The sequence below is a fragment of the Acetobacterium sp. genome (genome assembly GCF_030652775.1).
GTDB lineage: Bacteria > Bacillota > Clostridia > Eubacteriales > Eubacteriaceae > Acetobacterium.
Window position 1 is genome coordinate 38077 of record NZ_JAUSPS010000046.1, and the last position, 23355, is coordinate 61431.

Consider the following 23355-nt stretch of genomic DNA (forward strand, 5'->3'; position numbering starts at 1 on the left):
AGCGGTCTGCCGAGTGGGGAGGAATGCCCGATGAATAAAGGAAATCCGAAGCGTCAAGGTAAGCATAAACCAATTGTCTATCGCTTTCCTTTTGCCGCTGTCATGGGGCAGGAAATGGTAAAAAAAGCGCTGATCCTCAATCTTATTAATCCTCAGATCGGTGGGGTGCTGCTGGCTGGGGAAAAGGGCACCGCTAAATCCACGCTGGTACGCAATCTCGGCCAGATTGCCCCGAACATGGAGGTCGTGGATTTACCTTTAAATGCCACCGAAGACCGGGTTATTGGCAGCATTGATATTGAAAAAACCATTTCTCAGGGTAAATGCGCCTTTGGCAGTGGGATTCTAAAAAAAGCCGATGGCAATATCTTATACATCGATGAGGTGAATCTGCTTAGTGAGCACATCGTTAACAGTATTCTGGAGGTGGCTGCATCAGGCGTGAATCATATTGAGCGGGAAGGAATCTCAATTGAACATCCCGCCCGGTTTGTGCTGATTGGCACCATGAATCCTGAAGAAGGCTTTTTACGGTCGCAGTTTTTGGATCGGTTTGGACTCTATGTGGCGGTGGAAGGGTCGAAAAATATGGTTGAGCGAAAAGAGATTATTAAACGACGGCTGGCTTTTGAGCACAATACGGCTGGTTTTATCAAAGTCTGGCAAGGTGATACTGAGATGCTAAGAAACCAGATCCAGGAAGCCAGAAAGAATCTGGCAGCGGTAAAAATATCCGAGACGGTTTTCAAGCTGACCGCCGATATTGTCAATGCTGCCTATTGCGCGGGTAACCGGGCGGAGCTGGTGATGATTGAGACCGCCAGAGCGCTGGCGGCACTGGCGGGACGTCAGAATATCAACATTGACGACATCAAGGAAGCCGCTGAATTGGCGCTGCCCCATCGCAAACGGGAAAAGCCCAATAATCCCCAGGAGCCACAGCAGAATGATCAAAGTGATGAAGCGACGGAGGAGCAACCAGAAGAAAATCAGCAAGATGACCAGGAAGATGAACAGAATGATGCCGGCGATGACAGCGAGGATCAATCGCAGCCAGAGGCGTCGGAATCTCCGGAAACAGGAGACGGTGAAACGGATGACAATGATGCCGATGATGCTGACAAAGAAGAGCCCGAGCCGCCGGAACAGCCGGATCTTAATGAATTGCTGGATCAGATTGATGCCATTGGCCGAACTTTTATGATTAAAAACCTGAATATCAAAGCCGTTGACCGTAAGAAGAGAAAGGGTGAAGGCAAACGAATTAAAACAAAAACGGATACCAAAAAAGGACAATATATTAAAAGTGCCATTCCCCGCAACACGATCAATGACCTGGCCTTCGATGCCACATTACGGGCGGCGGCCCCCTACCAGCGGGTACGGGAAGATAACGGTCTGGCATTGATAATAAAAACCGAAGACCTGCGCGAAAAACTCCGGGAAAAGCGCACCGGCAGTACCATTGTTTTTGTGGTCGATGCCAGTGGTTCGATGGGCGCCAAAAAGCGGATGGAAACCGTAAAGGGCGCCGTGGTTTCCTTGCTTACCGACGCCTACCAGAAACGCGATCGTGTTGGTCTGGTATCCTTTCGTAAAAAAGATGCCGAGGTACTACTAAACATTACCCGCAGTGTGGATATGGCGGAGAAATGTTTGCGGGATTTACCCACCGGCGGCAAAACGCCGCTAGCCGCGGGTTTACTAAAGGGCTATCAAGTGATTAAAAACGAACAGCGCAAAAATCAGGATCTGTTGCCGATACTGGTGCTGGTTTCTGATGGCCGCACCAATGCTGCCATAATGGAGGGAAATCCCTTTACAGAAGCCCTGGAAATGGGCAGACGGATTGCCGGGGAGGGCATCCAGACGATTGTGGTAGATACCGAGGTGGATTTTATTAAACTGGGTCTGGCCAAACAGCTGGCCGCCGCCATGGGTGCCCGTTATTACCGGATTGAAGATCTGGAGGCTGATGTGCTGGCCGAAGCCGTCCGGGATCTTTCCAAAGAATCGTCATTTTAGGAGGAACTGTGAGTATTGAAAAGAGCCAACAGATGAATAATAAGCAGATGAATACAAATCACAAGGGGCATCCTGATTCCGCTGATTTGAGACGGGATGGGATTTTTCACCCGGATAGCGAGGTGGTCTTTACTACTCTGGAAGCCTATGAAACCTGGTACGGGCGATTAGCTGAGAAAAAAATGGTAGTGGCGATTTTAACCCATTACGATACCTGGAGTAAGCGAAAAGCTGCGGTGGAAACAGCCCTGGTTCGGGAGCTGGAAAGCCAGGGGGTGGGGGTCATTGCCGTTTTTAGTTATTCCACCGCTGATGAAGAAAATGAGGTCAAGGATTTTAAAACCGTGATCCGGGATTATTTTTCCAGCAATGGAAGGCTTCGGATAGACGGGCTGATCAATTTTCAAATGCAGGCGGCAACCGGAAATAGTCAAACCGCCGATTTGTTCGTCCAAAGTGTGGCTGTTTTCAAACAAATGAATATACCAGTTTTTCGGCCAGTGGTCAGTCGTCTGCAGAATTGCGAGCAGTGGGAGAATAACCCAGCGGGACTATCCACGGAAATTGCCTGGGCATATACAACCAGTGAAATGATGGGGATGATCGAACCGGTTCTGATTGGCACCAGACAAGAGAGCGACGATCTGCTAAAAATCACCCCACTTCCCGAGCGGATTCAACGGTTGGTGGCTCGGGTGATCCGACGGATTGAACTAAAGAAGATTAAACCGGCCGATAAAAAGGTGGTGCTGATGCTCCACTGCTCACCCTGTGCGGGAGTCGAAGCAACCCTGGGAGCAGGGGTAGGGCTGGATGTTTTTGAGAGTGTTGTCCAAATGCTGAAAACCATGGAAATCGAAGGCTATCATGTTTGCGGTATTCCTGAAGATGGGACGGCACTGAAAAAAATGATGGTGGATCAAAAAGCCTATCAGGATTTCCGCTGGACCACGGTGGAGGACATTGTCAAGGCTGGCGGGGATCTCTATCGCATGCCATTGGCCGGGGCTGGCGGTTATAATCAGTTTTATCAGAAGCTGGATCCGATTCTTAGAGATCAACTGGAACAGGCCTGGGGGAAACCGCCCGGGGAAGCGATGGTCTATCAGGAGCAGCTGATCATTACCGGGCTTTCTTTTGGTAATGTCCGGGTAATGATCCAGCCAAAGCGAGGCTGTTATGGCCCCAAGTGTACCGGCGAAGTCTGCAAAATCCTTCATGATCCATCCTGTCCGCCACCCCATCAGTATCTGGCCACCTATCGCTATATTGATGAAATCTTAAAAGCTCAGGCCGTGATCCATGTCGGTACCGGTGGAAGTCTGGAACATCTGCCGGGCAAAACAAATGGCTTATCCCGGCATTGCTGGCCGGATGTGGTGATTGGCAAGCTTCCCAATTTTTACTGCTACAATGCCAGTATTGGCGTCGAGGGGATCGGTGTCAAACGGCGAAATTATGCCGTGGTGCTTGACTATCTGCCCAGTTGTATCCAGTCCGATTACAGCCAGATCACGACGATTAATCGGCTGGGGAGCTTTCTGGCGGCCGTGGAGGCCAACAGCCAGCAGGTCAAGGTACTGCGGCAAGAGATTGAAAGTCTTGTTTCACAGATACCGGAGTATCTGAAAATTATTCAGAAGGAAGAAAGTTTTGAACTGGGCATTGGTAAACTCAAGCAGCGTTTATCCCAATCGATTGTTCAATCGTATCAGCAAAAGAATCATGTCTGGGGTGAGATTCCCGAACTGAACCAGCAGGTAGCCTATATTAAAGAATCCATTGATGGGACTTCTTTACTGGCTTCGCTGATGAAAAAGGATAGTCAGGACGAGTACACCTATCATTCGGAGATGCTGTTGCTGATTTCGAAGATGCTTAACAAGGACGATAAAAAAGCGGTCTATTCCGATGATTTAGATAATCCGAGGTCAACTATTCTGGAATCGTCGGTGCTGGTGAATGAAATAGAGCAAAATAGAAGCAGTTTGTTGACCGTGGCGAATGAAAAAAATGCGCTGATACAAGCTTTACGGGGCGATTATATCGAACCGGGACTTTCCGGTTCACCCCGGGATGGACTTAATCGGATTATGCCAACCGGGCGTAACTTCTACTTGATGGACACCCAGAAGATTCCCACCCGGTCTGCCTATGCCATTGGAATGGAAATGGCCGATCAGTTGATTAAACAGCATCAGCAGGACACCGGAGCGTTTCCAGGGAAAGTTGCCATGAATATGATCTCCACCGATATCTCGATGACCAATGGCGAACAGCTTTCCCAGGTGCTGGCCTTGTTAGGGGTGACGCCGGTTTGGAATGAATCGGGGATTGTCATGGATGTGGAAGCGAAACCCCGGGAACAACTGGGACGACCGAGAATTGATGTGATCGTCAGGATTTCCGGGGTCTTAAGAGATTCCTATCCGGATCTGATTGCCATGATGGATCGGGCAGTGCAAATGGTTGCCGGTTTGAATGAGCCGGAAACACAAAACTTTGTCCGGCGGAATACCCAGGCAATTGTTGCGGAACTGATTTTACAAGAAGGAATCGCTGAAGCCGATGCCTACAGGCGGGCTACCATGCGTATTTTTGGTGATAAACCGGGAACCTACGGTGCCGGGGTGGATCTGGCGCTAAAAGCCAGCGCCTGGGAAAACGAAGGTGAGCTGGCTCGGGTGTTTACGGCCTTTTCGGGATATGCCTATGGGGATGGCTTAACTGGAGCAGTTTCCCGAAAAGAGTTTGTCGAAAACATCAAAGCGGCAGAGGTTGTGTTTGAAACCTCAGCCAGCAACCGTTATAATCTGTTGTCATCCGGTTATTCGGCATCGGTAATCGGGGGCTTCAATATGGTGAAAAATCAGCTATCTGAAAGGCACCTCAAACAATACCATGGCACATCCAATCAGCAAGAGAAGGTGGTGGTTACACGACTGGAAGATGAGCTCAAACGGATTATGGAACACACCCTCTTTAATCCCCTCTGGAACCGTTCGGTAATGGATCAGGGATATAGCGGCGGCGCTGAGGTCATGCGCAAAGCACAAACGGTCTTCAACTGGAAGTGTACTACTGAGAATATTGATGATCGCGCCATCGATGAAATCGTTCAAACTTATCTCGGCGATCCGGAAATGGCTGACTGGCTCAGTGCAGAAAACAATTTTGCCATTGAAGAAATGTCCCGGCGATTTTTGGAGCTCCACCAAAGAAAAAAATGGCATCCCAGTCCCGAGGCATTAGAAATTTTAACAAATATTTATATGAAGATTGAGGGCGATATGGAAGAGATGATGGAAGAATCCCAGGGGGATTATCAGGGCGGCAGCATTGAAATTGTCGGTCATCAGGATGTGGAAGCCTGGCATAATAGTATCAAGGAATTGGATGTTTTATTTGATTCAGAACGAAAACTGTGAAAAAGCTAAAATAAATTACCTGCTGTTGTTTTATAAATGTAAAGGAAGTGTTTGTTATATCAAAAGATGTCGTATTGATTGTACTGTGGACAACCGGTCGCTGTAATCTGGCCTGCAAATACTGCTATGCCGGTTCAACCCATATAAAAGAGGATATGGATTTCGAGACAGCGGCGCAGACGGTGGATCTATTTTCTGATCAACCGATGAAAATTCAGTTCGCCGGAGGAGAGCCGCTTTTGAACTATCCGCTGATTTGCCAGGTCGTTGATTATGTAAAAGAGAAACACTATGACGCCAGTTTTCAGATGCAGACCAATGGCACTTGTATTACCCCAGAAATTGCTGCTGGCCTGAAAAAAATGAAAATTGCCTTAGGGGTCAGCCTGGATGGCCCCCCGGAAGTAAATGAGTTTACCCGGGGAAAAACCCGGGAAGTCATCGCTGGAATTCAATGTCTGGCTGACGAGGGGGTTAAAGTTAACATAAATAGCGTGGTGACAAGTCACAGCGTGTTACAGCTACCCAAGCTGGTCAATTTTGCCTATTATCTGGGAAATGTAGGCGGAATCGGCCTCGATTTGCTGCGGGATGCTGGACGGGCCAGAGACCACACTGATACCATCCCAAAGGCCGCCCCGGCGCAATTGCAAAAGGCTCTGAAAGAGATGGTTGAAACATCACAGGAACTCTATGAACTGACTGATAAAAAGATTATCATTCGGGAAATCCATGAAGCCAGACAACGGTTGAAAATGTCTTCTTGCGACAAAGCCTATTGTTATGCTTCTTGCGGCCGATCCTATGTGGTCCTGCCCAACGGCGATGTTTATCCCTGCGGCTCATTGATTGATCAGGCGGATTATTATATGGGAAATGTGAAAACCCCGCCGTTAAAAAGTGTGGCCATTGAGAAGGCGGAACCGCAGGCCTGTCAGAGCTGTGATTTTTATGCAATCTGTCCTGGGGGATGTCCCTCACGGCTGTTGATTAATGGAGATAAAGGTCAGCATCCATCCCTGGATTGCGTGTTGAAGAAGGCGGCCTTTGATCTGGCAAAGAAAGGCATCTATTAGAACGGATTACGATTTAAAAAGAGAAGAATAATTTCTCTTTTTTGGTTGCTGACATTTTGTACGCACTCATTGTTCAACTTGACATATGCCATTAACCTATTATATAATTCAAAACATACTTAAACGAAACAAAACAATACTAAAAGAAGGAAAAGGGAAGAGCGATGAAAAAGTTTAAAAAATGGTTAGTGGTATTATTGGTAATGGGTACGATTGTCAGTCTGGTGTCAGGTTGCACCAGCAAAACTGATAAAGCAGAAGAAAAAGTCGATGAAAGTCAAAGCCTTGCTGGCCAAACCTTGTTTGTTTACTGTGGGGCAGGTATGACCAAACCTTTCGGTGAAATTGCCGATAAATTCAAAGCAGAAACCGGTTGTGAAATGGAAGTTGTTTATGCCAATGCAGCGCAACTCCAAAATCAGATTAAGACAACCGGCGAGGGGGATTTATTTATTGCTGGATCCGCTGATGAATTGACCCCGGTTAAAGATGTCGTAACCGAAAGCAAAGATCTGGTCAAACATATACCGGTATTGGCTGTTAAAAGCGGAAATCCGTTAGGTATTTTAGGTTTAAATGATCTGACTAAAGAAGGTGTAGAAGTTGTGCTAGGTGATGGCGATGCTACACCAATTGGAAAGATAGCCAATAAAGCGCTAACAGATCTGGGAATATTAAGTAATGTCAATGTCATTGCTCGGGCAGCCACAGCTCCAGAAATATTTAATGCGTTATCGGTTGACGAGTGTGATGCAATCATTGTCTGGAAAGAAAATGTGACCGGTTCCACCACCGAAATTGTCAAGACAACTGACCTGGATGCTTATGTTAAAAAAGTGCCGGCGGCTAAATTAAACAGCAGCAAAAATACCGAAGCAGTGGGAGCATTCATGACCTTTTTGGATTCAGATACAGCAAAAACGATCTGGGAAAAGTATGGATACGAAGTACTTAACTAAATTATCTGATGAAAGAGCGATTTTCAGTATTCAGTTTTTTTGAGATCTTCACCATTATCATTACGATCATTGTCATTATTTTTACCTCGGTATTGATATTGGCCATTGTACTAAAAGGGTTGCCCTATTTGGGGCAGGCCTTTTATTCGGAAGAAGTCCGTTTTGCTGTTAAGTTGAGCCTGTATACCGCAAGTATTTCTACAATCATTTGTATGGCTCTGGCGATCCCGACGGCCTATGCATTGACACGGACGTCATTTCCCTTTAAAAAAGTGTGTCAGATGATTATTGAACTGCCTTTATCGATGCCTTATCTGGTTTTGGGTCTCAGTTTATTGATTGTGTTTTCGTCAGATTTTGGGAAAGCGCTTAAGGAATTGGGATTTAAGGTTGTATTTGACAAAAATGGCATTATTATTGCCCAGACAGTCGTCAATCTGCCCTATGTGATCCGATTTATTCGAACCGCGTTTCAGGAAGTTGATGAGCGGCTGGAATTCATTTCCGGCAGTCTGGGGGCAACGAAGTGGGAGCGGTTTATCACCATCACCTTACCGTTATCCAAGAATGCCATCATCACAACCATCATCCTTGCCTGGTCAAGGGGTCTCGGCGAATTTGGGGCGACACTGATGCTGGTTGGAGCGACCCGGATGAAAACAGAAACCTTGACCACATCAGTTTATTTAAATCTGGCAACCGGGGACACCGGAGCTTCCATGGCATCGGCAACAATTATTCTGATTATTTCACTGATCTCTCTTTTTCTGACGAATTGGATTGGCCGGAAAAATCCCCAGGAGAGCAGGATGAAGGATGTGAATCAATGATTAATCCTATGGTTGAAATTAAAGACTATTCCATTCAATTAGGAACCTTTCAACTGAACAATATTAATTTAAGCATCAGCGAGAAAGAAATTTTTGCGGTGCTGGGCAGAACCGGATCAGGCAAAACTGTTTTGCTGGAATCGGTCGCGGGATTCTACCGAAAATTTTCCGGGGCGGTGAGCCTTCAGGGGAAACCGGTGGTTGATATTCCTCTGGAAAAGCGGCAGATTGGTTTTGTTTATCAGGATTTCGGTTTGTTTCACCACATGTCTGTTTATGAAAATATTACCTATGGATTAAAAATTCAACGAAAAGACAAAGCTTATAAAAAAGAAATGGCCGATAAGATGGCAGAAATTCTGTCCATCGGCCATATTATGAATCAATATCCGGGAACCTTAAGCGGGGGTGAACGACAAAGAACAGCCCTCGCCCGGGCGCTGATTCTTAATCCTAAATTGTTACTGATGGATGAACCATTTTCATCTCTGGATCCGTCAACAAAGGAAATGATGTATCAGCAAATTAAAAAAATTCATAAAATATTCGGATGCACGATTTTGTTTGTCACGCACGATTTTAATGAGGCGCAGAGAATGGCCGATCGGATTGGCATTATGGTCAATGGTGAATTAAGGGGGATCCGTAACAGTGCAGACTTATTTGAAGACTGTCAGGATCAGGAAATCAACCAGTTTTTATTGGGTGGATATGAAAGGAGAATCATTGTATGAAAGAGCTTGCATTGCAGGTTGATGGTATTATGTGTCACAAATGCGTAAAAAAAGTAACAGATGTTTTACTGGGTAAGGATGGCATTGAGGTTGTCCGGGTCAGTGAAGATTTTACAACCGTAACCGTAGAATTGGATGAAGAAAAAATTAATGCTTTACAGATCGGCAGTATTATTGAGAAAATAGAAGATAAATCCTTTAAAATAATCAATTGAACATGGGGGAAGATATGGCGTTTATATCAATCAATGAAATTGACCGGCTGATTAATGAGGATGTTCCTTATATTGACTTGACCAGCTGGACTCTGGGGATCAGAGAGCAGGAGGGTCGGATTACCTATTTTACAAGAGAAGATGCGGTTGTATGTGGAACCGAGGAAGTGCGAGCTATTTTTGAACGGTTGCATATTGAGATGGATCACATGGTTCCATCCGGTCGGCAAATTACCGCTGGTTCTGAGCTGATCACCGGAATCGGTCGGGCTGAAGATTTGCACATGGCCTGGAAGGTTGGCCAGAATATTCTTGACAACTGTTCTGGCATTGCCACAAAAACAAAGAAAATGGTAGATATCGTCAAGGCTGCCAATCCGAATATGGCGGTATTGACGACCCGTAAGGGCTTTCCCGGAACCAAAACCCTGGCGACAAAAGCGATCATGGTAGGTGGAGCGATGCCGCATCGGTTGGGTTTGTCTGAAACGATTCTTATTTTTAAACAGCATCTGAATTTTATTGGCGGATTTGAAGGCTTGTTGAATAAGCTCCCGGAAATAAAGGCAGAATGCTGTGAAAAGAAAGTTATTGTTGAGGCGACAACCTTAGAGCAAGCGATTATGCTTTGTCGTGCCGGCGTCGATGGTATCCAATTTGACAAAATGAGCGTCGCAGACCTTATTCCAGCGGTCGTTTATTTAAGAGCTGAATTTCCCCATAAGGTACTGCTGGCAGCAGGAGGAATTAATGAGACAAATATTTCCGAATATGCCAAAACGAATGTGAATGGGCTTGTGACAACCAGTTTATACAGTGCCAAACCCATTGATATTGGGGTCAAAATTCAATAAATAACGAAAAGTTTTGCGATACAAAGAAACGACGTGCATAAAAAAGCTATAGGGATTAAATTTCTGTAGCTTTTTTAATTATGTAATTTCAGCATTTTAAGTAACTGTATCTAAATATCGGCCGCTCAGAAAAAACATTAAGCGGTTAGAAGTAGGTATGGGAACGAGAATAATTATTGACATATGCTATTTATGGATTATAATAATTTTATAAATAGCCTGCCAAAAACGATATGCAGAATGAAAAATATTTTAGATTAGAGAGGTAATCGAATATGGAAGATGTTAAAAGTCAATTAGTCAATGATTATGCAATTGAAAATTTCAAAAGTGGTTTAAACTGTGCGGAAAGTGTATACGATGCTTTATTACGGGCTGGCGTTCTGGATGTTCCCAAGGAAACAATAGCTATGTGTACAGGCTTTGGAGGCGGTATTGGACTTTATGGTGATACCTGTGGTGCGTTATCAGCTGCCGTTATGGCAAACAGTGCGGTCTACGGTAGAAAGGATCCCTGGAGCATCGATGCTGAGCTTCGCGGCCCTGAAGTTGGTCAGAAATATTACCGACGTTATAACAATCTGGTCAGTGAATTTTGCGAAACTAATGGTTGTACAACCTGTCGTGATATCTGTGAGCCATTTGAAGATTGGAATGGAAAAGACAGACGTGTCCATTGCATGAAAATGGTGGGTGCTACCGCCCAATTAGCGTATAAATATCTGCAAATCCCGCAAGCGGAAGCTTTCGAGATGGCATATGGCGAAAAAATGAGTGACAACAAAAATAAGTAAGTGTTGAGAAACGGTAGTGTTTTGTAAAAAACAATGATTGAAATCGCTCAGCATTATTGGGCAATAATGAAAATTGTGAAGCGGCAGTAGATAAAAAGCTTGTGTTCATTGAGCGAAAGGATTAATTTGAAATGGAAAAAGAAGATAGACAATGTGGAAATAATGGGTCTTTTTCGGCTCATGACATAAGCGAAAAGCATGCCGAGTTGGCAAGGGATTTATTCAGAAAAGGTTATAATTGTTCCCAAGCGGTTTTTCTTGCTTTCGGCGATGAGTGTGGTCTGGACTTTGACACTGCCGCCAGGTTAAGCTCATCCTTCGGTGCCGGAATGGGAAGACTACGTGAGGTATGTGGTGCGGTAACCGGGATGTTTATGGTGGCAGGACTGCTTTATGGCTATACTGATCCAGGAGATCAGAATGGTAAAACTGAGCATTATGAGCGAATTCAATTGCTTGCGAAAGCGTTTGAAGACAAAAACCATACCATTATCTGCAGAGAGTTATTGGGACTAGATCAAGGCAAGGACAGTCCTGTTCCTGAGCTACGGACGGCAGAATATTATCGAAATAGACCATGTGAAGACTTAGTAGGGATGGCAGCAGAGATTATGGAAAATTATCGAAGAACAAAAAAACGAGTATGACGCAAGAAGGTAACCCTTCTGAGTACAGAAGCATAAGATGAACAAATAAATCCAAATAGTTATTGACATATGTTTTCAAAGAGGTATAATAAGTGTTAAAGACATATGTCAATAATAAACGAGGAGATATCAATGAAAATAGCAATACCTGCAGATGAAAAAAATTTGGCTGGTGAAGTGTGCATGTCTTTTGGACGGGCACCTTATTTTTATATTTACGAGACCATTACAAAAATGGGCGACTTCATTGAAAATGAAGCAGCCAGCAGTCCCGGGGGAGCCGGTATTAAAGCTGCTCAGATCGTTGTCGATAATCACGCCGATATTCTAATCACCCCCCGATGCGGTGAAAATGCCGCAGAAGTGTTTAAGGCGACAGAATTACAGATCTACAAAAGCAAGAACGGTTCAATTTCAGATAATCTGGACGCTTATCACAATGATAAACTTAGTAAACTGGAAAACTTTCATGCCGGTTTTCATGGCGTTACAGGGAACTAAGGCATGAAATTAGCAGTTCTCAGTGGCAAAGGTGGAACCGGAAAAACGCTGGTATCTGTCAATCTGGCAGCAGTGGCCAAAAATTCCGTTTATGTTGATTGTGACGTTGAAGAACCTAACGGCCATTTGTTTTTCAAACCCACAGAGATAGAAACTGAAACAGTAGCCATTAAAATTCCTGTCGTTGACGAAGATCTTTGTCTGGGTTGCCGAAAATGTGTAGACTTTTGTAAATTCAACGCCCTCGCCGCCATTGTCAACAAGTTACTTGTTTTTGATGATATTTGTCACTCATGCGGGGGTTGTATCATGCTTTGTCCAAGCAACGCTTTGACCGAAAAGGACAAGGTCATTGGAGAAATAAAAACAGGTATTTCCGAAGAGGTCAAGGTGATTTCCGGTATTTTAAATACCGGTGAAGTATCGGGAATACCTATTATTAAAGAATTACTAAAAAAAACAGCTGCTGAAAAAAGGTTGACATTGATTGACTGTCCTCCAGGCAGTGCCTGCATTGTGATGGAAAGCATCAGAGATGCAGATTATTGTATCTTAGTGGCAGAACCAACGATTTTTGGTCGGCATAACCTGGCCTTGGTCTATGAACTCGTGAAGCTGTTTAATAAACCTCATGGCGTCGTCATCAATAAATGTATGCCAGGCGAAAATCTGATTGAAACGTTTTGTATTGAAAACAAAATTAATGTATTAAGTAAAATTCCTTTTGAAAGTGAATTGGGAGCGATTAATTCCGATGGTGAAATTGCGGTCAAAAGCGAAAAATACTATGGATTATTTTCCGAGTTGCTACAAGCAGTCGTTAAGGAGGTAGAACATGAAACAGTTACTCATTCTTAGCGGCAAAGGTGGAACCGGTAAAACAACCTTGGCTAGTGCGTTTATTAAAATGGCACAGGCAAAAGTTTACGCTGATTGTGATGTGGATGCCCCTAACTTACATCTCGCTTTAAAACATTTGAGTCAGCCAAAGAGAAATGATTTTTATGGGATGCCGAAGGCGGAAATCAATCCAACGCTATGTGCAAAATGTGATCGATGCATCGAAAATTGCCGTTTTGATGCGATATCAGTGGATGATGATGGTTACCATGTTGATCCTTTTGCCTGTGAAGGCTGCGGTGTTTGTGAAATAGTTTGTCCAGTTCGGGCGATCAGCTTAAAACTGCATATTGCCGGTGAGTTAATGCTTTATCATGAAGATGTTGTCTTTTCAACCGCTCAGCTCAAAATGGGCAGCGGCACATCCGGGATGTTAGTCACCGAAGTTAAAAAGCAAATGAAATCGGTTGATGTCGGTGCTGATTTGGCCATTATTGACGGATCACCGGGAATCGGCTGCCCGGTGATTGCTTCCATCAGTGGGGTGGATATGGTGTTGATCGTTGCCGAACCATCGGTTTCTGGAATCAGCGACATGGAGCGGATCATTAAAACAGCCCAGACCTTTCATACAAAAACCGTTGTTTGTGTGAATAAATACGATACAAATCTGAAAAAAACAGAAGCGATTATTGAGTATTGTAAAGAGTATAATATCCCCTATATGGGAAACATTCCTTATGATGAAAATGCGGTTAAAACCATTAATCAGGGTCTTACCATTGCAGATGTTTTTTGTGATGCGGGTTTTGCAGCTCAGGTAGTATTTAACAATACCATGAAGGAATTGAAGCTCTGAAAGCTAGTGGTTATTAAATTATTTGATAACAATTGGTTGGATCATATTGTCGAAATTTTAGAATTAGAAGTGAATTTAGAAGAAAATTTAAAAGAAAACGGAGAAGAACAAATGAAAATAGCAGTAGCAAGTGATAATGGTTTGGTTTCTGGGCATTTTGGACATTGTGAAAGTTTTATGATTTATGATACCGTGGATGGCAAAATTGTTAAAACGGAAGCGGTACCCAATCCAGGACATAAACCCGGATTTTTACCAGTATTCTTAAATGACAAAGGCGTTAATGTGATCATCTCTGGTGGTATGGGTGGCGGTGCCGTTGATATTTTCAATGAGAAAAATATTGAAGTGATCACCGGCGCACAAGGCAAAGCAAAAGATCTAGCCAACAGTTATCTCTTAGGAGAACTTAAATCGACCGGATCTGTTTGTCATGAACATCAGCATCATGATGAGTGTGGCGAATAAATCAAGTTGTTTGACAAAAAAGAGCAGTCACCACTTAATTTGTATTAAGTGGTGACAGTTTTTTGGTGCCATTAAAAAAGTAGTTAGAAAATTAATATAGTTATTGACATATGCTATTCATGTATTATAATATTCCTGTTGATAGCATATGTCGAAAACTATGCAAATCAATAAGACAAACATAATCGGAGGTACTATTATGAAAATTGCATTACCAACTCGTGAGAATTTAATTGATGGCCATTTTGGTCACTGTGAGTATTATACTGTGTTCACCATTGATGATAGCAGCAAAGAAATACTAAATCAGGAAATGCTTGCATCACCGGCAGGTTGCGGCTGTAAATCCAATATTGCCACAACCTTGGCAGAAATGGGTGTGAGCCTTCTGCTTGCTGGCAATATGGGTGAAGGCGCTGTGAACGTACTGAGTCGATCCGGCATCGCAGTGGTCCGGGGATGTTCAGGTGACGTTAAAGAAGTAGCTTTAAACTGGCTGGCTGGAGCTGTTATGGATTCCGGTGAAATGTGCCATGCCCATGATGAAGGACATGAATGTCAGCACTAGGTTTCAGAATAATCATTTTTACAAGGAGTATTAATCTATGTCCAGACCAGTAAAATGGAAAAAAGTCTGTTGTCTGCCGGAAACGGATTTATTTGGACCGCTCAATGCCAAAAATACAGAAGAGGGAATCATTACCATGTCTGTTGAGGAATATGAAACCATCCGTTTGATAGACCTGGAAGGCCTGCTTCAGGAAGAGTGTGCTGAGAGTATGCATGTGGCACGAACAACGGTTCAGAAAATATATAATGATGCCCGTAAAAAACTGGCTGATGCGTTAGTGAATGGCAACGTCTTAAAGATCGAAGGCGGAAATTATAAACTGTGTGAAGAAGGTCAAGAAAACTACGGATGTAGCCGCTGCCGTAAACGTCGAGTCAGTGAGCGTTGCGATAAAGCGTAGATTTAAGAAAAGAAGATCAATAAAGCAAACAATGAAAGAGGAGAATTTTTATGAGCGAAGATTGTAGTCAATCCTGTGGATCATGCGGTGAAGAATGCGGAGATCGAAAAGTCGATTTTTCGGAACAACCCCATGAGCTAAGCAGAATCAAAAAAGTAATTGGTGTCGTTAGTGGAAAAGGTGGGGTTGGTAAATCCATGGTAACCTCTCTGATGGCGGTAAGCATGAAACGGCAGGGATATAATACCGCCATTCTTGATGCCGATATCACTGGGCCGTCGATTCCCAAAGCCTTTGGCATCAAAGAAAAAGCGATGTCCACAGAATTAGGTTTATTTCCTATTTCAAGTAAAACCGGGATTGAAATCATGTCCATTAATCTGTTACTGGAACATGATACCGATCCGGTTGTTTGGCGCGGGCCAGTGATTGCTAACACCGTTAAACAGTTCTGGACCGATGTGATCTGGGGCGATGTGGATTATATGTTTGTGGACATGCCTCCAGGAACTGGGGATGTGCCATTAACGGTATTTCAATCACTGCCGGTGGACGGGATTATTATTGTCACCTCGCCTCAGGAGCTGGTTTCAATGATTGTTGCCAAGGCTGTTAAGATGGCAAGAATGATGAACATTCCGGTTATCGGTCTGGTTGAAAACATGTCCTATTTTGAATGTCCAGATTGCGATAAAAAGCATTATTTATTTGGCGAAAGCCGTATCGAAGAAGTGGCGAAACAATATGGAATCGATGTCGTGGCAAAAATGCCCATTGATTCATCACTGGCTGGCGCCTGCGATAAAGGGCTAATTGAATTGTTCGACAATAATTGGCTGGATCACATCGTTGAAACGCTCGAAAAGAGTGAAAAAACAGACGAGTTGTTATTGCCAGAATTTGTCGGTCATGACACACTGTATCATGAGGGCAGCCGAGTTTAGGAAATATTTTCGAAAGACGTCGAAAAAAGAGTTAAACTAGTTATTGACTAATGTTATTCATTAGGGTAAACTACCGTTAGATTAATCGATTTGAATAAAAATAAGCCAATGAGGCATTTACTCCTTGAAAGGAGTTGTGTTTTGTTGGCTTTTTTTGTTGAAAATTAAAGGAGAAAAGAAAAATGAATCAGAAATTATGGGAAAAATCGGTAGCGTTTCACGGACATCATTGCCCGGGATTGGCCATTGGCGTGAGAGCATCACAGGAAGCGATCAAAGCGTTGGATATCAAATTTTCAGAAGATGAAGATGTGGTCTGTATCACCGAAAATGATGCCTGCGGTGTTGATGGGGTTCAGGTTATTTTAGGATGCAGTGTGGGTAAAGGCAACCTGTTATTTAGAAATCGCGGAAAACAGGCCTTTACATTTTTCAATCGAAATACCGGCGAAAAGATCAGACTGGTATTAAAAGCCTTGCCGGAAATGGGACGGGATGAAATGGAAGCTTATATTTTAAATGAGCCAGATGCCTGCAAGATTTTTGACTTTAAAACTCCAGATTATGAATTGCCGGAACGGGCTCGGATTTTTCAAAGTGTGATCTGCGATGAATGTGGCGAAAAAACCGCCGAGCACATGATTCGACTGGAAAACGGTAAAAAAGTCTGTGTGGATTGTTCTAATCCCTATACCCGCGGATTTTGAGTAATTTGAGTATTGTGAGAAGACAAACACGAAGCGAATTGAAAGAGGATAAACAGATGAAAAAAGTAGTAGCAGTGTTACTAAGCTTAATGATGATTGTAACGTTTGCGGGCTGTACCAATACAAAAGCAGAGACCACTGAAAGTGAAACGACCACAAAGGTTGTGACAGATAGTTTGGGTCGACAGGTGGAAGTGCCTGCTGAGATCGACAGTGTTGGCTCCCTTGGCATTATGCGGCTGTTAACCTATATGGATGCGGTTGATCTGGTAAAGGGCGGAACCGATATGGACAATGTTCAGGTGCTGACCCGTCCATACACGCTGGTTAATCCAAACTTTGCGACCATGGCTCAAATTGGCCAGGGTGGCGCCGGCGGAATTGTTCCTTTTGATGAAGAAATTATTAAGTTGGCGCCTGATGTGATTTTTGTGGTGTCTGATTATACCCAGGCCGATGAATTGCAGGCAAAAACTGGTATTCCCGTGGTGACTGTTGCCAGTCCCGGGCTATTTGACGGTAAAATGAGTGCTTCCATGGATATTATCGGTCAGGTGCTTGGCAAAGAAGACCGAGCCAAAGAAGTCAATGCATTTATGGATGCTGCTCAAAAAGATCTTAATGACCGGACAAAAGATATTCCGGATGCCAGCCGTCCTACCGTTTACAACGGTGGGTTGAATTTTAAGGGCAAACATGGTTTTGATGGTACCAGCGGGAATTACGGACCCTTTGTGGCAATCAACGCCAATAACGTGGTCGATCAAACGGGGCAAAAGACCGCCTTCACTGTTGATCTTGAACAGGTGTTGGTCTGGAATCCAGATATTATTTTCCTGAATCCGGAAAATATGGATCTGGTCAATGAACAATATACGCAAAACCCAGACTTTTTTAACTCACTTTCTGCGGTTAATAATAAAAAGGTATACACCCAACTGGCCTATAATAATAATTATACCAATATAGAAATTGCATTAGCCGATGCTTATTATGCTGGTACGGTTATTTACCCTGACCAATTTAAAGATATCAACATCGAAAAGAAATCGAATGAAATTTTTAAATTTTTACTTGGGGAAGAACTGTATTCAAAATATGTGGATGCGGGACAAGGTTTTGGTCTTTTGACACTTGGTAAATAAATAAAATGGATAACAACAAGAAGACAGCCTGCGGAGTCAATTATGATCAATACGTTCGCCGCAAGGTTTTGACCATTGTAACTCTGGTAGTTTTGACATTTCTAATGGCACTTTTTGCCATCTCCGCTGGTTCGGCTGACATTCCTGTCAGCGAAGTATTAAAAGCGTTATTTGGATTTGGAGCCGCAAAAAATGTATTGGTTACCGTCAATATCCGACTACCACGAATTCTGATGGCCATTGTTTCGGGCATCGGTCTGGCAGCTGCTGGCTGTGTCATGCAGAGTATTTTAAAAAATCCTCTGGCATCGGCATCAACCTTGGGGATCTCTCAGGGAGCTTCTTTTGGAGCTGCTATTGCGATTACATTTTTGGGTGGCGGAACAGTGCTGGGCAATACTGCTGACGCAGTGACAATTAATAACCCTTATTTAACCAGTTTCTGCGCATTTGCTGCTTCGATGTTTGTAACCTTTGTGATTTTAGGCTTATCCAAAGCCCGGAAGGCATCTCCGGAAACCATGATTCTGGCCGGGGTAGCCCTCAGCTCTCTATTTGCCGGAGCAACAGCACTGCTTCAATACTTTTCCTCAGACGTTCAGATGGCCGCCATAGTTTTCTGGACCTTTGGGGATCTGGGACGAGCCAGCATGCAAAATATTCAGGTGTCTGCTGTTGTCACTATCGGAGCACTGATTTACTTTATGTTTAATCGCTGGAACTACAATGCTCTGGAATGTGGCGAACATACGGCCATTGGTCTGGGGGTCAATGTGGCTCGGGTGCGCCTGATCGGGATGACGGTGGCTTCTCTGACTGCGGCAACCATTGTATCATTTGTGGGGATCATCAACTTTATTGGTTTGATAGCACCTCATATCATGCGTCGTTTTGTGGGAAATGATTACCGTTATTTATTACCGGCATCGGCCTTGATGGGAGCACTCATGCTGCTGATCAGTGATACCTTTGCCCGTTTAATTATTTCACCAGTTATCCTGCCTATCGGAGCCATTACATCATTCCTTGGGGCTCCGTTATTCTTATATCTGATATTTAAAGGAGTTGGTCATAATGCTGAAAATTGATGCGTTGGAATTTGGGTATCGATCAAACCGAAAGATTCTGGATGATATTAAATTTGATGTTGCCAAAGGAGAATGTGTAGCGATTTTAGGTAATAACGGTGCTGGGAAAAGCACCATGTTAAAGTGTCTGAATAAAATTATCTCACCCCAAAAAGGCCGGGTGGTCGTGAATGAGGTGGATATTCTCAAGCTGAATCGACTTGATATCGCCAAAAATACGGCCTATGTCGCCCAGAAAAGCGAAGGCAGTCGCATCACCGCCTATGACGCCATTTTATTAGGGCGAAAACCCTATATTAAACTGGCACCAAAAAAAGAAGACTACGAGATTGTTGAGAATATCATTGCCAGTATGTCGCTGGAAAAATTCTCACTGCGCTATATCGATGAGTTAAGCGGCGGGGAACTGCAAAAGGTCATGATTGCCCGGGCACTGGCCCAGGAACCAAAGGTGCTGTTGCTGGATGAACCCACCAGCTGTCTTGATCTCAAGAATCAGTTGGAGGTATTAAAACTGATCCAGAACATTACCAAAGAGAAAGATATTGCCGTTGTTATCGTGATTCACGATTTGAACCTGGCCTTGCGGTATTGTGATCGGTTCCTTTTTTTGAAAGACAATGAGATTTTCTGTTATGGTGGCATGGACGTAATGACATCCGAAAACATCGGTGCCGTCTACCAGGTCCCTGTCACCGTTCAAACCTATCAAAATCAGAAAGTCGTGATTCCCTTAACCTAAATATAAAAAACTCTGGTTCATTTAGTTGAATCAGGGTTTTTTTATTAAAAGTGCGGCAAGCGGCTTTGGCTAGAAAGCTCGCTTTTGCAGACAAAGACATTTGCTGCACAATCATACGAGCGTAGTGAAACGAGCGAGTTCTGATTGCCGCTGATCTAAATAATAAGATTGTCGCCATTGGCAAATTCTGATAGAATAAAAGAAAAACCCAAGGGGGTCTGTTCTTATGTCAGCATTCAAAAACACAGCACCGGTCGTTTGGTTATTGATTTCCATTGCAGTTTTCATAGGCGGACTGATTATGTTGCTGGACGTCAAACTGGCCTGGGGTATTATGATGACAGCGATGTCCATTATGTTGATTGTCGTGGGAATTATGTATCTGGTATCGCTTTTTTTAAAAAAGGGTGAAAGTAAGTTTAAAGAGCTCGGCATCGGGTTGCTTTGTATCTTAGGCGGGATCTTTGTCTATTTCTATCCCCAGTTTCTCAAAGGACCCTTCAGTTTTGCAGTGGGGATGTTGGGGATCATCATCGGTTGTTTTGTCTTGATCAGCAGTTTGAAACTGAGAAATGACGGAGCTCCCTGGGTCTGGACCCTGTTGGTTGCGATGGTGTACATCGGGCTGGGCATTGATATGGCTTTTTTTGCCACCACCGGACGGCTTTTTGGAATCATTTTTGGAATCTACCTGATCTTTTTCGCCATTAATATTTTCGGCGATGCCCTGGTCAGCTTAATGAAACACAATGACGGGGTGCAAAAAGCCAAGAAACACATGAGGGTGACCCTGCCGTTGGTTTTTGCAGCTTTTTTACCGATGCGGATGTTAAAAAAAGTGAATCAACTGGTGGAAGAGGAACCCGATGCTTTATTGCTATTGGAAGATCACACCATTGAAAGAACCACCGACATGGAGATTTTTATCCATACCAAAGAAGGATTGATCCCGGGGATGGGACATGTGGACGCATCTATCGGTGCGAATGTTTACAGTTATGGTAATTATGATGACTCCACCTGGAAATTAGGTGGATTTTTAGCCGATGGGGTTCTGGTTGAAATGCCTAAAGCGGAACATGTAAAACAGGCCCTGAAAGTCGAAAAGAAAATCTTGATGGGTTATGGTCTTTCGCTAACCCCGGAACAAAAAAAAGGTGTTCAGGATCAATTGGACAACCTTCTTTCGCAGGTGCTTCCCTGGGAACCAAAGGCGGAACAGGCGGATAAGGGCGAAATTGAAGGCGATCCAAAAGCTTTTGAGGATGTTTCCAGCCAGCTCTATAACGACGCCAAAGCAAGCTTTTATAAATTTCAACAGGGCAATGAATTTAAAACCTATTATGCCCTGGGGACCAATTGTGTCAAGTTGGTGGATACTATTGTCGGAAAAACCGGGATTGACCTGATCAAGGTCAATGGTATTATTACCCCCGGTGCCTATCTGGATTATCTGGATCGTCTCTATGACCGGGGGGATTCCATTGTAGTGTCCCGTACCCTGTATCAGGATATTGAAAACAACATGGAAAAGAATGCAGCAGTCAGTCCGGCGTAGAAGCGCAGATGTGCTTTAAAGCAGCTTGAAATGCTTGTGGTCGTATTCAATGATCCCTTCTTTTTGCAGCTTGGAAAGAACTCGGGACAGGGCACTGCGGTCCACACATAAAAAATCGGCCAGTTCATTGCGGGTAAAGGGAATCTCAAAGGTGAGGTTTCCTTTTTTTTCGGCCTGCAGCGATAAATAGGAAAGAACCTTATCCTGAATCGTCCGACGCGACAATAACTGATTTTTATTGCTCAGTAGAATATTCTTCCGGGCTAAAATTTTCAACAGATTTTCAATCAGGTGATTGTGAAAAACACAGGAGTTAGGGCAGGTGTTGATAATCCGTTCAATTCCCAGAAACATCACGGTACTGTTACTTTTGGCCATCACCGTTACCGGGCTTTCTTTAATGCCAGCACTGGCAAAGGCTTCACCAAAAATATGGCTGGCACTTAATTCGGTAAGAATCGAACGATTACCATAATAATCCTCTTGAATTACCTGGACTTCTCCTGATATAACAACTCCTACGGCAGTTACCGGCTGACCAGTTAGCAGGATAATTTCACCCCGATCGTAAGTTTTTTCCTCACCGCCCATGCACTTTAGCATGGCTTCGAGGTTTTCATCAATCCCGTCAAATAATTTAACTTTTCTTAAAATTTCTAAATTTTTATTCATAACTTCCCTTTGTGTTGCATATGCAACAGTAGTTTTGGGTAGATTATATTATGATTGGGTCAAGAAATCAATATACGTTATTCCAAGGAGGAAAAAAAGATGATCCGAAAAATAATTACGATAGATGAAGAAAAGTGCAATGGTTGTGGATTGTGCGCCGAAGCCTGCCATGAAGGAGCCATTGGAATGGTTAATGGCGTGGCGAAATTATTAAGAGATGACTACTGTGACGGTTTGGGAGATTGTCTGCCAAGCTGTCCCACTGGGGCGATCACCTTTGTGGAACGGGAAGCAGCAGCCTATGATGAAGCCGCCGTGTTTGAAAATATGAAAACAAAAGAAGTTACACAAAACAGTGGCGCAAAAAAAGCGGGCGGCTGTCCGGGAACTCAGGCAAAAACGATTGTCCGGGAAGCTGCAGATGATGGCTTAGAACCACTGGCATGCGGATGCCCCGGCTCCTCGTCTAAAGCAATTGTTCGGGAAGCTGAGGCAGCGGAAAAACCGGCTGCAACAGTAGCCCCCGAATCTCAATTAAGACAATGGCCAGTTCAAATTAAGCTGGCACCAGTCAATGCCCCCTATTTCAACGGCGCTAACCTGTTGATTGCGGCAGATTGTACGGCCTATGCCTATGCCGATTTTCATAATCGCTTTATCAAAAATAAGATTACCTTAATTGGCTGTCCCAAGTTGGATGCCGTTGACTACGCTGAAAAGCTGACGGAAATACTAAAGCTTAATGATATCAAAAGCGTCACCGTCGTGCGAATGGAAGTTCCCTGTTGCGGCGGGATCACAGCAGCGGTTACCACGGCGCTCCAGAATTCAGGAAAAATGATTCCATGGCAGGTATTAACCGTTACCACGGATGGAAAAGTATTGGAAAATGTCTAAAAAGTTATCGTAAAAAAGAAAAAAATACAGGAGTGCGTGGAAACATCGTCCAAGCTGTTCCATCAAAAGAATAATCGATGCTGTTTTAATTGATAATATTTCTCGATTGCGGGAAAAAACTAAGATAAGTGGACGGCGATTAATTTCTTGTAACTGCGCTACCGATAAAAATTTGTCCTAAAATTTGTTGCCTAAAAAATACGGCCATATCCCAAATCTCCGGGGATGTGGCTTTTTTTAGTTAAAAATAGCAGAAAAAGGTCTTTTAGAAACCAAAAATAAAATGCATTTCAAATGTCTGAGGCAAAGACGAGCCGCCAAAAAACACAGCAATTATCATGGTTTCGTAAACCTTTGCAGAAGTGGGAAATAAATATTTTACAAAGGCCTTAATTTGAGCT

General features: G+C 43.7%; 24 protein-coding genes. 23 read left to right on the top strand and 1 reads right to left on the bottom strand.

Annotated features, from left to right (window positions below):
• Positions 1-30: 30 nt before the first annotated feature.
• The 22 genes from Q7J41_RS07985 (at position 31) to Q7J41_RS08090 (ending at position 21385) form a co-directional block, all read left to right on the top strand.
• Positions 31-2025: a magnesium chelatase subunit D family protein gene (locus tag Q7J41_RS07985; RefSeq protein WP_304886929.1), complete on the top strand. Its 1995-nt coding sequence runs from the start codon at positions 31-33 to the stop codon at positions 2023-2025.
• An 8-nt stretch (positions 2026-2033) separates the two neighbouring features.
• Positions 2034-5453, top strand: a complete 3420-nt coding sequence (locus tag Q7J41_RS07990; RefSeq protein ID WP_304886930.1) for a cobaltochelatase subunit CobN — start codon at positions 2034-2036, stop codon at positions 5451-5453.
• Between the two features lie 74 nt (positions 5454-5527).
• Positions 5528-6529 carry a radical SAM/SPASM domain-containing protein gene (locus tag Q7J41_RS07995; protein ID WP_304886932.1) on the top strand — a complete coding sequence of 334 codons (1002 nt, stop codon included), beginning with the start codon at positions 5528-5530 and terminating at the stop codon, positions 6527-6529.
• A gap of 164 nt (positions 6530-6693) precedes the next feature.
• The gene (modA, locus tag Q7J41_RS08000; RefSeq protein WP_304886934.1) at positions 6694-7488 is read left to right on the top strand and encodes a molybdate ABC transporter substrate-binding protein; all 795 of its coding nucleotides are present in this window, start codon (positions 6694-6696) and stop codon (positions 7486-7488) included.
• Between the two features lie 8 nt (positions 7489-7496).
• The gene (locus tag Q7J41_RS08005; protein ID WP_304886936.1) at positions 7497-8318 is read left to right on the top strand and encodes an ABC transporter permease; all 822 of its coding nucleotides are present in this window, start codon (positions 7497-7499) and stop codon (positions 8316-8318) included.
• A complete protein-coding gene (locus tag Q7J41_RS08010) occupies positions 8315-9052 on the top strand; it encodes an ATP-binding cassette domain-containing protein (RefSeq protein WP_304886938.1) in 738 nt (245 codons plus the stop codon). The genes Q7J41_RS08005 and Q7J41_RS08010 overlap by 4 nt, the downstream gene beginning before the upstream one ends.
• A complete protein-coding gene (locus Q7J41_RS08015; protein WP_304886940.1) occupies positions 9049-9267 on the top strand; it encodes a heavy-metal-associated domain-containing protein in 219 nt (72 codons plus the stop codon). The genes Q7J41_RS08010 and Q7J41_RS08015 overlap by 4 nt, the downstream gene beginning before the upstream one ends.
• Before the next feature lie 14 nt (positions 9268-9281).
• A complete protein-coding gene (modD, locus tag Q7J41_RS08020; RefSeq protein WP_304886942.1) occupies positions 9282-10121 on the top strand; it encodes a ModD protein in 840 nt (279 codons plus the stop codon).
• A gap of 275 nt (positions 10122-10396) precedes the next feature.
• The gene (locus Q7J41_RS08025) at positions 10397-10915 is read left to right on the top strand and encodes a C-GCAxxG-C-C family protein (protein ID WP_304886944.1); all 519 of its coding nucleotides are present in this window, start codon (positions 10397-10399) and stop codon (positions 10913-10915) included.
• Positions 10916-11046: 131 nt separating this feature from the next.
• Positions 11047-11562, top strand: coding sequence for a C-GCAxxG-C-C family protein (locus Q7J41_RS08030; RefSeq protein ID WP_304886945.1), 516 nt, complete (start codon positions 11047-11049; stop codon positions 11560-11562).
• A gap of 132 nt (positions 11563-11694) precedes the next feature.
• A complete protein-coding gene (locus Q7J41_RS08035) occupies positions 11695-12063 on the top strand; it encodes a NifB/NifX family molybdenum-iron cluster-binding protein (RefSeq protein ID WP_304886946.1) in 369 nt (122 codons plus the stop codon).
• A 3-nt stretch (positions 12064-12066) separates the two neighbouring features.
• Positions 12067-12921, top strand: coding sequence for an ATP-binding protein (locus Q7J41_RS08040; protein ID WP_304886947.1), 855 nt, complete (start codon positions 12067-12069; stop codon positions 12919-12921).
• The gene (locus Q7J41_RS08045) at positions 12899-13762 is read left to right on the top strand and encodes an ATP-binding protein (RefSeq protein WP_304886949.1); all 864 of its coding nucleotides are present in this window, start codon (positions 12899-12901) and stop codon (positions 13760-13762) included. The genes Q7J41_RS08040 and Q7J41_RS08045 overlap by 23 nt, the downstream gene beginning before the upstream one ends.
• A 111-nt stretch (positions 13763-13873) precedes the next feature.
• Positions 13874-14230, top strand: coding sequence for a NifB/NifX family molybdenum-iron cluster-binding protein (locus Q7J41_RS08050; RefSeq protein WP_304886995.1), 357 nt, complete (start codon positions 13874-13876; stop codon positions 14228-14230).
• Between the two features lie 199 nt (positions 14231-14429).
• Positions 14430-14798, top strand: a complete 369-nt coding sequence (locus Q7J41_RS08055) for a NifB/NifX family molybdenum-iron cluster-binding protein (RefSeq protein WP_304886950.1) — start codon at positions 14430-14432, stop codon at positions 14796-14798.
• A 37-nt stretch (positions 14799-14835) separates the two neighbouring features.
• Positions 14836-15201, top strand: coding sequence for a DUF134 domain-containing protein (locus Q7J41_RS08060; RefSeq protein ID WP_304886951.1), 366 nt, complete (start codon positions 14836-14838; stop codon positions 15199-15201).
• A 50-nt stretch (positions 15202-15251) separates the two neighbouring features.
• On the top strand, positions 15252-16145 hold the full coding sequence (locus tag Q7J41_RS08065; RefSeq protein WP_304886953.1) for an Mrp/NBP35 family ATP-binding protein: 894 nt from the start codon (positions 15252-15254) through the stop codon (positions 16143-16145).
• A 182-nt stretch (positions 16146-16327) separates the two neighbouring features.
• Positions 16328-16852, top strand: a complete 525-nt coding sequence (locus tag Q7J41_RS08070) for an FmdE family protein (RefSeq protein WP_304886954.1) — start codon at positions 16328-16330, stop codon at positions 16850-16852.
• A 56-nt stretch (positions 16853-16908) separates the two neighbouring features.
• Positions 16909-17997 (top strand): ABC transporter substrate-binding protein, encoded by a 1089-nt coding sequence (locus Q7J41_RS08075; protein WP_304886955.1) that lies wholly within the window; start codon positions 16909-16911, stop codon positions 17995-17997.
• Positions 17998-18002: 5 nt separating this feature from the next.
• Positions 18003-19085 (top strand): iron ABC transporter permease, encoded by a 1083-nt coding sequence (locus Q7J41_RS08080; protein WP_304886958.1) that lies wholly within the window; start codon positions 18003-18005, stop codon positions 19083-19085.
• Entirely contained in the window at positions 19072-19827 is a 756-nt protein-coding gene (locus Q7J41_RS08085; RefSeq protein WP_304886960.1) for an ABC transporter ATP-binding protein, read from the top strand. The genes Q7J41_RS08080 and Q7J41_RS08085 overlap by 14 nt, the downstream gene beginning before the upstream one ends.
• Positions 19828-20053: 226 nt before the next feature.
• Positions 20054-21385 carry an HdeD family acid-resistance protein gene (locus tag Q7J41_RS08090; protein WP_304886962.1) on the top strand — a complete coding sequence of 444 codons (1332 nt, stop codon included), beginning with the start codon at positions 20054-20056 and terminating at the stop codon, positions 21383-21385.
• A gap of 15 nt (positions 21386-21400) precedes the next feature.
• Here Q7J41_RS08090 and Q7J41_RS08095 read toward each other — a convergent pair whose 3' ends face one another.
• Positions 21401-22057 carry a Crp/Fnr family transcriptional regulator gene (locus Q7J41_RS08095; protein ID WP_304886964.1) on the bottom strand — a complete coding sequence of 219 codons (657 nt, stop codon included), beginning with the start codon at positions 22055-22057 and terminating at the stop codon, positions 21401-21403.
• A 99-nt stretch (positions 22058-22156) separates the two neighbouring features.
• On the opposite strand from Q7J41_RS08095, the gene Q7J41_RS08100 reads away from it, so the two are divergent.
• Positions 22157-22954, top strand: a complete 798-nt coding sequence (locus tag Q7J41_RS08100) for an ATP-binding protein (protein WP_304886966.1) — start codon at positions 22157-22159, stop codon at positions 22952-22954.
• The last annotated feature ends 401 nt before the right edge of the window (positions 22955-23355 follow it).

Coding starts and splice junctions, on each gene's coding strand:
- Q7J41_RS07985 (WP_304886929.1), top strand. CDS start 31: ATGAATAAAGGAAATCCGAAGCGTCAAGGTAAGCATAAACCAATTGTC.
- modA (WP_304886934.1), top strand. CDS start 6,694: ATGAAAAAGTTTAAAAAATGGTTAGTGGTATTATTGGTAATGGGTACG.
- Q7J41_RS08005 (WP_304886936.1), top strand. CDS start 7,497: ATGAAAGAGCGATTTTCAGTATTCAGTTTTTTTGAGATCTTCACCATT.
- Q7J41_RS08010 (WP_304886938.1), top strand. CDS start 8,315: ATGATTAATCCTATGGTTGAAATTAAAGACTATTCCATTCAATTAGGA.
- Q7J41_RS08015 (WP_304886940.1), top strand. CDS start 9,049: ATGAAAGAGCTTGCATTGCAGGTTGATGGTATTATGTGTCACAAATGC.
- modD (WP_304886942.1), top strand. CDS start 9,282: ATGGCGTTTATATCAATCAATGAAATTGACCGGCTGATTAATGAGGAT.
- Q7J41_RS08025 (WP_304886944.1), top strand. CDS start 10,397: ATGGAAGATGTTAAAAGTCAATTAGTCAATGATTATGCAATTGAAAAT.
- Q7J41_RS08030 (WP_304886945.1), top strand. CDS start 11,047: ATGGAAAAAGAAGATAGACAATGTGGAAATAATGGGTCTTTTTCGGCT.
- Q7J41_RS08035 (WP_304886946.1), top strand. CDS start 11,695: ATGAAAATAGCAATACCTGCAGATGAAAAAAATTTGGCTGGTGAAGTG.
- Q7J41_RS08040 (WP_304886947.1), top strand. CDS start 12,067: ATGAAATTAGCAGTTCTCAGTGGCAAAGGTGGAACCGGAAAAACGCTG.
- Q7J41_RS08045 (WP_304886949.1), top strand. CDS start 12,899: ATGAAACAGTTACTCATTCTTAGCGGCAAAGGTGGAACCGGTAAAACA.
- Q7J41_RS08050 (WP_304886995.1), top strand. CDS start 13,874: ATGAAAATAGCAGTAGCAAGTGATAATGGTTTGGTTTCTGGGCATTTT.
- Q7J41_RS08055 (WP_304886950.1), top strand. CDS start 14,430: ATGAAAATTGCATTACCAACTCGTGAGAATTTAATTGATGGCCATTTT.
- Q7J41_RS08060 (WP_304886951.1), top strand. CDS start 14,836: ATGTCCAGACCAGTAAAATGGAAAAAAGTCTGTTGTCTGCCGGAAACG.
- Q7J41_RS08065 (WP_304886953.1), top strand. CDS start 15,252: ATGAGCGAAGATTGTAGTCAATCCTGTGGATCATGCGGTGAAGAATGC.
- Q7J41_RS08070 (WP_304886954.1), top strand. CDS start 16,328: ATGAATCAGAAATTATGGGAAAAATCGGTAGCGTTTCACGGACATCAT.
- Q7J41_RS08075 (WP_304886955.1), top strand. CDS start 16,909: ATGAAAAAAGTAGTAGCAGTGTTACTAAGCTTAATGATGATTGTAACG.
- Q7J41_RS08080 (WP_304886958.1), top strand. CDS start 18,003: ATGGATAACAACAAGAAGACAGCCTGCGGAGTCAATTATGATCAATAC.
- Q7J41_RS08085 (WP_304886960.1), top strand. CDS start 19,072: ATGCTGAAAATTGATGCGTTGGAATTTGGGTATCGATCAAACCGAAAG.
- Q7J41_RS08090 (WP_304886962.1), top strand. CDS start 20,054: ATGTCAGCATTCAAAAACACAGCACCGGTCGTTTGGTTATTGATTTCC.
- Q7J41_RS08095 (WP_304886964.1), bottom strand. CDS start 22,057: ATGAATAAAAATTTAGAAATTTTAAGAAAAGTTAAATTATTTGACGGG.
- Q7J41_RS08100 (WP_304886966.1), top strand. CDS start 22,157: ATGATCCGAAAAATAATTACGATAGATGAAGAAAAGTGCAATGGTTGT.